At 32.5% G+C, this 7,399-nt stretch carries 8 protein-coding genes and 1 pseudogene; all 9 read right to left on the bottom strand.

Annotated elements, in window-relative coordinates; translation table 11 throughout:
- A partial coding sequence (locus JJD95_RS18920; RefSeq protein WP_291644862.1) for a phage portal protein occupies positions 1-1,281 on the bottom strand: 1,281 nt, incomplete at its 3' end.
- 12 nt (positions 1,282-1,293) lie between these two features.
- Positions 1,294-3,003: a hypothetical protein gene (locus JJD95_RS18915; RefSeq protein ID WP_291644860.1), complete on the bottom strand. Its 1,710-nt coding sequence runs from the start codon at positions 3,001-3,003 to the stop codon at positions 1,294-1,296.
- 69 nt (positions 3,004-3,072) lie between these two features.
- Positions 3,073-3,273, bottom strand: a complete 201-nt coding sequence (locus JJD95_RS18910) for a hypothetical protein (protein WP_291644858.1) — start codon at positions 3,271-3,273, stop codon at positions 3,073-3,075.
- Between the two features lie 402 nt (positions 3,274-3,675).
- Positions 3,676-4,068 (bottom strand): hypothetical protein, encoded by a 393-nt coding sequence (locus tag JJD95_RS18905; RefSeq protein WP_291644857.1) that lies wholly within the window; start codon positions 4,066-4,068, stop codon positions 3,676-3,678.
- Between the two features lie 94 nt (positions 4,069-4,162).
- Positions 4,163-4,597, bottom strand: coding sequence for an RNA polymerase subunit sigma-24 (locus JJD95_RS18900; protein WP_291644855.1), 435 nt, complete (start codon positions 4,595-4,597; stop codon positions 4,163-4,165).
- A pseudogene (locus JJD95_RS18895) lies at positions 4,598-5,970 on the bottom strand (SNF2-related protein).
- Positions 5,967-6,245, bottom strand: a complete 279-nt coding sequence (locus JJD95_RS18890; protein WP_291644853.1) for a VRR-NUC domain-containing protein — start codon at positions 6,243-6,245, stop codon at positions 5,967-5,969. The pseudogene JJD95_RS18895 and the gene JJD95_RS18890 overlap by 4 nt, the downstream one beginning before the upstream one ends.
- Positions 6,239-6,400: a hypothetical protein gene (locus JJD95_RS18885; protein ID WP_291644851.1), complete on the bottom strand. Its 162-nt coding sequence runs from the start codon at positions 6,398-6,400 to the stop codon at positions 6,239-6,241. The genes JJD95_RS18890 and JJD95_RS18885 overlap by 7 nt, the downstream gene beginning before the upstream one ends.
- A gap of 276 nt (positions 6,401-6,676) precedes the next feature.
- Positions 6,677-7,399 (bottom strand): VapE domain-containing protein (locus JJD95_RS18880; protein ID WP_291644849.1); only part of this gene is annotated, 723 nt, incomplete at its 5' end.

The raw sequence follows: 7,399 nt of genomic DNA, 5'->3' as shown, positions 1-7,399 counted from the left end.
TTTAACTTTTTCAGCTTCAGCTACCTTATTACTTATAAAACTAAATCTACCTCTTGAAGTATCCTTAGAAATAATTCCCTCAGGAACCTGCGCCAACATTTGCGCTGTGCCAAGGTCATCCATAGGAATATTAGGAGTATAAAGAGCATTAATATCTTTATAATCATAATTTTTATTTTTCTTAAGATTCAAATACATACATAAAAATCTATTTCTATTTTTAACAATGTTTTTATGTGCCTTTTCTTCAAGCTCACACTTATTTTCAAGTGCAATAAGCCTGGACCTTAATGCAATACCACTTAAATTTGAGACCATACCCTCGTTATGATTTATATGGCAAGAAATTTGATACATTGTATCCACATAACGATCTAAAGTATTTTGCACAAATGTATCATTGATATTTTTTATTAACCACTGAATTGTACTATCTTTGTCTTTAGCGTTTAACATACCTTTTTCTTTCATGTCAGGAAGTAACTTAGGATCCATTTCACAACCGGTAAATACTAAATAGGCACTTCTAAAATCACTTATTTCATTACCAATATCACTAAAATTAGTTTCAAAAGCATCCTGAAGACCTTTAACATCACCGTACAGACTATCATGATATTCTTCAAATGTTAATACTCCAACACTCACAGGAACCTCTCCGAATATGTTCCAGGTAGGGTTTTCTATTTCATTAAACTTACTATCAAAATGATAAATATAATTATCTGTATATACATCTATATATTGATTAACTGTATCAAAATCATTTTTGAATGAACGAATAAAAAATAAAACCTTACCTGAGTTATCTGTATAAGCATATCCATCAGTAGGTTTTACAATCTTACTGCAAAAATCAGTATTTTCATCTAAATAATAGATTTCATATATTTTAGTAAACACCAATAAGTACTTCATTAGGTCCGGATCATGCAATTCATTCCAATGTGCTGTATAATATTCAATATCTTTAACTATATCCTTGTTATCACTCTTGGACTCATACGTTATATCATTTCCAACAGTATAACTGACCTCTTCTTTGATGAATTTCTTCATATAATTTGTATTTGTCTTAATATTGGATCTCTCAGTTATAAATTTATAATTTCTCATAGCGTCGGTGTCCCCGCAATAGTACCTATACATTTTTTCATGTATATAACGGTTTGCGTTATATTGCCCATAAATTTTCTTAACCAATTTTAAATGTTCAGGGTTCCGTAAGTTTAATCCTATTTGCTTTTTAAATAACCTTTTTAACAGTTCACTAAAATTCATTTGTACACCTCCTTATAGGCCCAAAGCTCTTCGGTCCATTACTTTAACAATACTTACTACTTTTATATCATTTATTCTATTGGCAAATTCAGCAGTAATGTCGGGCGCATCATCATGGGAAGAAAAGTTCTGCCCTGCAAAATCCATAATTTGATCTTGAAACGGAACATCTTCAGAGTTAAAAATTATACGACCATTATTTACATCAGAAACAATAGTACTGATTTTTTCATCCTTATTTCTATTCTGTGTTTCATTTATATAAATGAAATCCCTTAACTTAAGGACCTCATCTAATGCTATTAATTCTTTTAGCTTAATTACATCTACACCCATATAGGTATTTTTTTCAATATATATGTGAGTTATATCTTTATAATCAGTTAAAAGCTTGAGCGCATGCTTCATATAACCATCAAACTCAATTTTTAATATTTCAGCCTTACGAGCATATTTAAAACCGTTACTAGCTAATGATCCAACTAAGAATCCATAAAAATCCTCGGTCTTTTTATTTTTATTATCAGTACCGGCTGGATCCATACATAACATTGTCTTAGTGAAATTATGATTTTCTATTTCTTCAGGAGTTTGAGTTATTATAGATTTAAAGTTTTTAACACCAATTTTACTGGCATCATTCTGCAATTCCTGTTTAAAACTAATTTCATCTACATAATAAGCGATCGCAAGATCACAGCAGTTCCATTTATCAGGCCATGAAATAGGATATTGCATTTCTGCTTCGTGCTGATAATAAAATTCTTTAGCAGCTGCTTTAGCATCCTCATAAATATCACTAAAATACATTTCTTTAAATCTGGCCCATAATCCAGTAGTGTATAATTCATCTACATCATCTACTAACACAGCTTTTCTAGTAATACATTTGTATTCTTTGTCTTTAAGAATCCTACTCATAAAGCAATCTCTATGTAAGATGGTTCCCAAAACAATAAATTTTGTGGCCATTTTAATTTTAGCGCCATTCCTGTAAACTGCTTCATCACCAGCAAACTTCGCATCATCCATCCAAGTTCTATATTTCTTATCCCTTGACTCCTGAGTAATAATATTTTCCTTGCCTTGATAATCATCAGCTATAATACAAAAAGGACGGTCATTTTTGTATTTTTTACCTCTAATACTTGATGTTGAGGATATAGCTTGCACTTTAGTGTTATTAGTCAACTCTAGTTCGAGCTTATTGACCGTATAATTTCGTGTGTCTACTAATTTACCAAAAGCACTTATAATATAAGTGTTCTCTTCAAACGCTTGCCTTGTAGTACTGAGGAAGTCGGTTGCATCTTGTTCAGTTTTACCACACACCAATGTATAAGGTGATAACCCATAGGCATGAAGCCATGTGGATATAGCAAAGTCAAAAATCGTAGTTTTAGCACTTCCCCTAGGTTCAGCAGCTGCAAATTTATCAAACTTATCTTTTATAAATATATTTTCAGCTTCTTCCCATAACTCATAATGCATAGGAGCTAACTCCCTAGCTGTATTATTGGGTTTAGGAGTGAAAGTATCTTGTAAAAAATACTTACAGAAAAACTCTATCGAGCGTTTACCTACTGACCAAGCGAGCCCCCTTAAACCAAATAAATTATCTTTATTATTCATCAACAATTCTTTAGCCTTTTCAGGATTATACATTTTTTTAAGTGCTACATATAACATTTTTCGGTTTTCTTTACCTTCATCATAGCTCAATCAATCACCTACTTAATTCTAAAGTATTTCCTATCTCTTTTTAATTTTCTATTTGTATCAAAATAATTATTAATTAATTTCGCTATGATGTACTCTACTATTAACCCTGGCATAACTATCATGCTTCATACATTCTCGCATATCAGCATAACTATCAAGCGTAAAGTCTAAAAGCTCGCATCCATGTTCCTTTTTGCATTTGTTTATTGGAGGACAGTCGCAAACAACCTCATCGTTTTGCCACTGCGTATATAATTTAATTTTCTTCATATACCACACCACCTAAAAATTATTATAAAAAAAATAATTATTGTGCCTACCCTTGAAGCTAAAAAAATATTATAAAAAATTGTATAGCCTAATCCCACGATTTCAGGAAACCCCTAAATTAGAAGCATACCCCTATAAATACGATCTTATTATTTAATTATTTTGCTTGATTATCTATGCATAAACCATAAAATAGACTGCATAAAACACTAAATGATGTCGTTATTCTTATTAAATTAATAACATTGTGGCTATCACTACGTTGTAGCCTATTATAAATGTCGTGAAAGTTTCATTTCATGACATTAATATCTAGTACATATTATGTTCGTACCTTTGTTCGCATACATTGTCGCTGTTGCTGTGTATCAAACAGTTGCTGCACTACCTGCATCAACGATGTTATTCGGTGTCAAACTCTTTAATCTCCTGGTCCAATACGTCTGTATCAACGTTGTCCTTAGTATCTCTACCATCATCTATGCTTATCTTAGTTGTATTAGGCATAGTCTTACTTAATAGAGCAAGCCTAGCATCTAACTCAATCTTCTTATTGGTAGTGCTATCAGCCAGGTCTATCAGTGCCTGTGCATTCTTTGGCGCATAGGCTGTGATTATCTGTATTGTGGAGGAAATAAACTCCTGTTGACACCTGCCCACCTCAGCCTTAAATTCTTCCAATTCTATCCATTTATAAATAGTATTCCTGGTAACACCTGCTTTCCTCGCCATATCGCTAATATTCCCGCCTATTACCTTTGATTCTATTGCCTTAACCTGTCTCTCATCTAACATCTAATCACCTCCTATATAGTGAACACACGCAATAAAAGGAGCCCCAGTTGTCCACCAGTGCTCTTCTATCTCTTGATAATTCTTAATAATACTATCATACTCCTTTAAATGTGATATTAGGTGATACACTTTTTAAGAATTTATCATGTTTTGATCTTACTGTAATAGTTGCATAACCCATATTTATACCAACATCTTGCCATGTCAATCCTCTAACATATCTGTGTGAGAGTATTTGCCTTAAATCACTATTGTCTAAACTGTAGATATATTCTGTTAGCCTGTCCTTTTCTTCCACCAGCTCAATCATTTTATGGTTTAATCTATTCTGTATTCTCTTAACCTTATGCTCATAACTTTTAATATCATATCCCTCTATCATAATATTGTGCTGTGTATAAGGAAAATTTATACTTGATCCAGTTACAGAATCTATTGCATACTCTGGCTCAATACTTTCTAGTTCTCGTTTAATCTGTTCAATTTCAGCTATAATCTTTTGTAGCTTTGATAACTCCTCTTTTGTCACTTACTCGCCTCCTTTGATTCTTGCTTTTACAGCTTCAAGTAATGTATTCTGATTTATTTCTTTGTTACCCAAAGCTCGCATAACATCCTCATCTACAGTATTTTTACAAACTATATGATGGACAACTACAACTTCCTTTTGGCCTTGTCTGTGGAGTCTTGCATTAGCCTGAAGATAGCTCTCCAGAGACCATGTAAGTCCAAACCATATTATTATGTTTCCGCCATATTGTAAGTTAAGGCCATGACCTGCTGAAGCTGGATGAACTAAAAGTATTGGTATTTCTCCACCATTCCATTTTTTTATATCGCTAGAGTCTTTTAATCCAATAGCCTTTAATTTCTTAGTTTTTAAATAACTAACTATTCTATCGTAGTCATGTCTGAAGCTATAAAAGATTAATACTGGCTTACCATTTGCAGCTTCTATAAGATCTAATAATACTTTTAATTTTTCCTCATGTATTTCTACTACTTCTTTTGTTTCTGAATATATTGCTCCATTAGACATTTGTAATAATTTATTTGTAAGCACTGCTGCATTAGCTGCTGTTATATCATTTTCATCAAGCTCTATAATTAAATCCTTTTCTAGTTTCTTATACGTAGCTCTAACATCTTTAGGTAGATTAACATTTATTATATTATCTACTCTTTCAGGAATATCTAAATAATCCTTTGACATCATGCTTATACATATATCACCTATCTTATTATGAATTGCATCCTCTGATCCATCTTTTAGTTTCCAGTCATAAACTATATAACCATTTTGTCTACCAGGTGAAAAATATTGTTGCTTAAAGCCTGTTATGGTTTTACCTAACCTATCACCACCATCTAGGAGATATAATTGTGGCCATAAATCTATTAAACTATTTGGTGCAGGTGTCCCAGTGAGTCCTACTATTCTTTTAAAATAAGCTCTTACTTTCTTTAAAGATCTAAATCTATCTGCCTTGGCTGATTTAAAAGAACTTAGCTCGTCTATAACACACATGTCAAAGGGCCACTTATCAAAGTACTCTTTAACTAACCAGGTTACATTTTCTCTATTGGTAACGTAGATGTTAGCAGGCCTGTTTATTGCTTGTACCCTTTGCTTAGGTGTTCCTAATACTTTAGATATTTTTAAATGACTCAGATGATCCCATTTCTCTATCTCAGTACTCCATGTATCTTCTGCTACTCTAAGTGGTGCAATAACTAAAACTTTCTCTACATCTCCCAGAAACAATAAAACATCTATTGCGGTTAAAGTTGTTATTGTCTTCCCAAGACCCATATCTAGTCTCAAAGAAACAAACCGGCAGCTTGGTGATCAAGTACATGCTCCATTGCATATTGTTGATAGCTATGTGGGTTATATTTCATATTACCACCTCCTCGATAAGTTCTTTTATTTTTTTAACCGAATCTATACACCTAACATCAAAACCTAAATTCCTTAATTCTTTTGCTCTAAATATTTGGAGTGGTTTTAGTTTCTCACCTGGTGCTTTAAGTTCTACAAATATAATCTTTCCTCCAGGTAAAAGTACAATCCTGTCTGGCTCTCCTGACGATCCTGGACTAACAAACTTTAATGATTTACCACCTATTTTCTCTACTTCATCCTTAAGTCTTTTTTCAATTCTGGATTCTAGCATTTTTCTTCATGTTCTCTTAAACATTTTGAACACATGAAAAAATCACTTCTTTTATCGTAAAATACTGATTCTTTAGTTTTACAATTAATACACTCTTCCTTGCCTGTTGCCCATTCTCCATCTTCATATATCTTTGTTTTTACTTTATTTTTCAATGTTTTTTACCTCCTAATATCTGTATAGTGGTAACAGTGGCAACCTAAAGCCCCTACATATATATATATTAGGTGTATTAGGGTGTATATATAGTGTATTAGTAACTATATATATATAATAAGTAAATAGGTTACCACTGTTACCACTAATACTATCTAACCCTTGCTATACCTAATTTAAAAAGTGATAACCCCCTGTTTTTTGGTTGCCACAGGTTACCACTGTTACCACTAATTCAATAAAAGAGTGGTAACCTTTTTTTAAAAAGTGGTAGCTTATAATTTTGTTTGAAAATCTATTATACTTTTTGTCATCTCCATTGGTGGTAAATTGTAAAAGCTTCCACTATTTTTTAATCTTCTCTTAATACCTTTATTTAAAAGTATTATTTTTAGACTTTGTTTGGCTTGACCTTTTAGCCTGTCCGACAAATTTAAACTGCTTATTATATCAGAGAATTTATAATCCTGCCATTGCTCCTCAGGAGCGTCCCAATTTAATCTATCCTCTATTAATTGCTCTAATTCATCTACCTCCAGGTGTAACCCTTGTTGATGCTCTGCTAACAATTTCTCATCTTGGGTAAGGAATATTTTTTCGCCTTTTTTATATAAACGGTATGCCTCTGCCCAAATTTGGTCACATTCCTTATCTAGATCACCCCATATATCCTTTTTGCCTGTAAATACATCTATGGGCCAAAATCTCCTATTTCCGGTTTTATCTTTTAAAAATTCCGAGCTATTCGTTGTACCTGCATAAAGCCATTGAATAGGTGTGTGAGATGACCTTTTTCCATACGCTAACCGTGCATTGAATTCAGTTTTTGTTAAGAAATGCTTTATCTCTTCTGCCTCTGTTTTTCTCATACCAGCTAATTCCCCAAACTCTGCTATAAATTTACCTTGCATAGTTTCAATAACAATTTTATCATCCATAGCTTTTAATGAGTCTGTAAACCAATCATTGCCGGCTAATTTTTCAAGGAAAGTACTCTT

This window comes from Clostridium sp. (assembly GCF_016650035.1).
Classification (GTDB): domain Bacteria; phylum Bacillota; class Clostridia; order Clostridiales; family Clostridiaceae; genus Clostridium_AD.
This window is presented reverse-complemented; position numbering and strand designations above follow the sequence as displayed.

What these genes read in the sequence shown, in the direction of transcription:
- JJD95_RS18910 (WP_291644858.1), bottom strand. Translation starts at nt 3,273, where the DNA reads ATGAAGAAAATTAAATTATATACGCAGTGGCAAAACGATGAGGTTGTT.
- JJD95_RS18905 (WP_291644857.1), bottom strand. Translation starts at nt 4,068, where the DNA reads ATGTTAGATGAGAGACAGGTTAAGGCAATAGAATCAAAGGTAATAGGC.
- JJD95_RS18890 (WP_291644853.1), bottom strand. Translation starts at nt 6,245, where the DNA reads ATGCTAGAATCCAGAATTGAAAAAAGACTTAAGGATGAAGTAGAGAAA.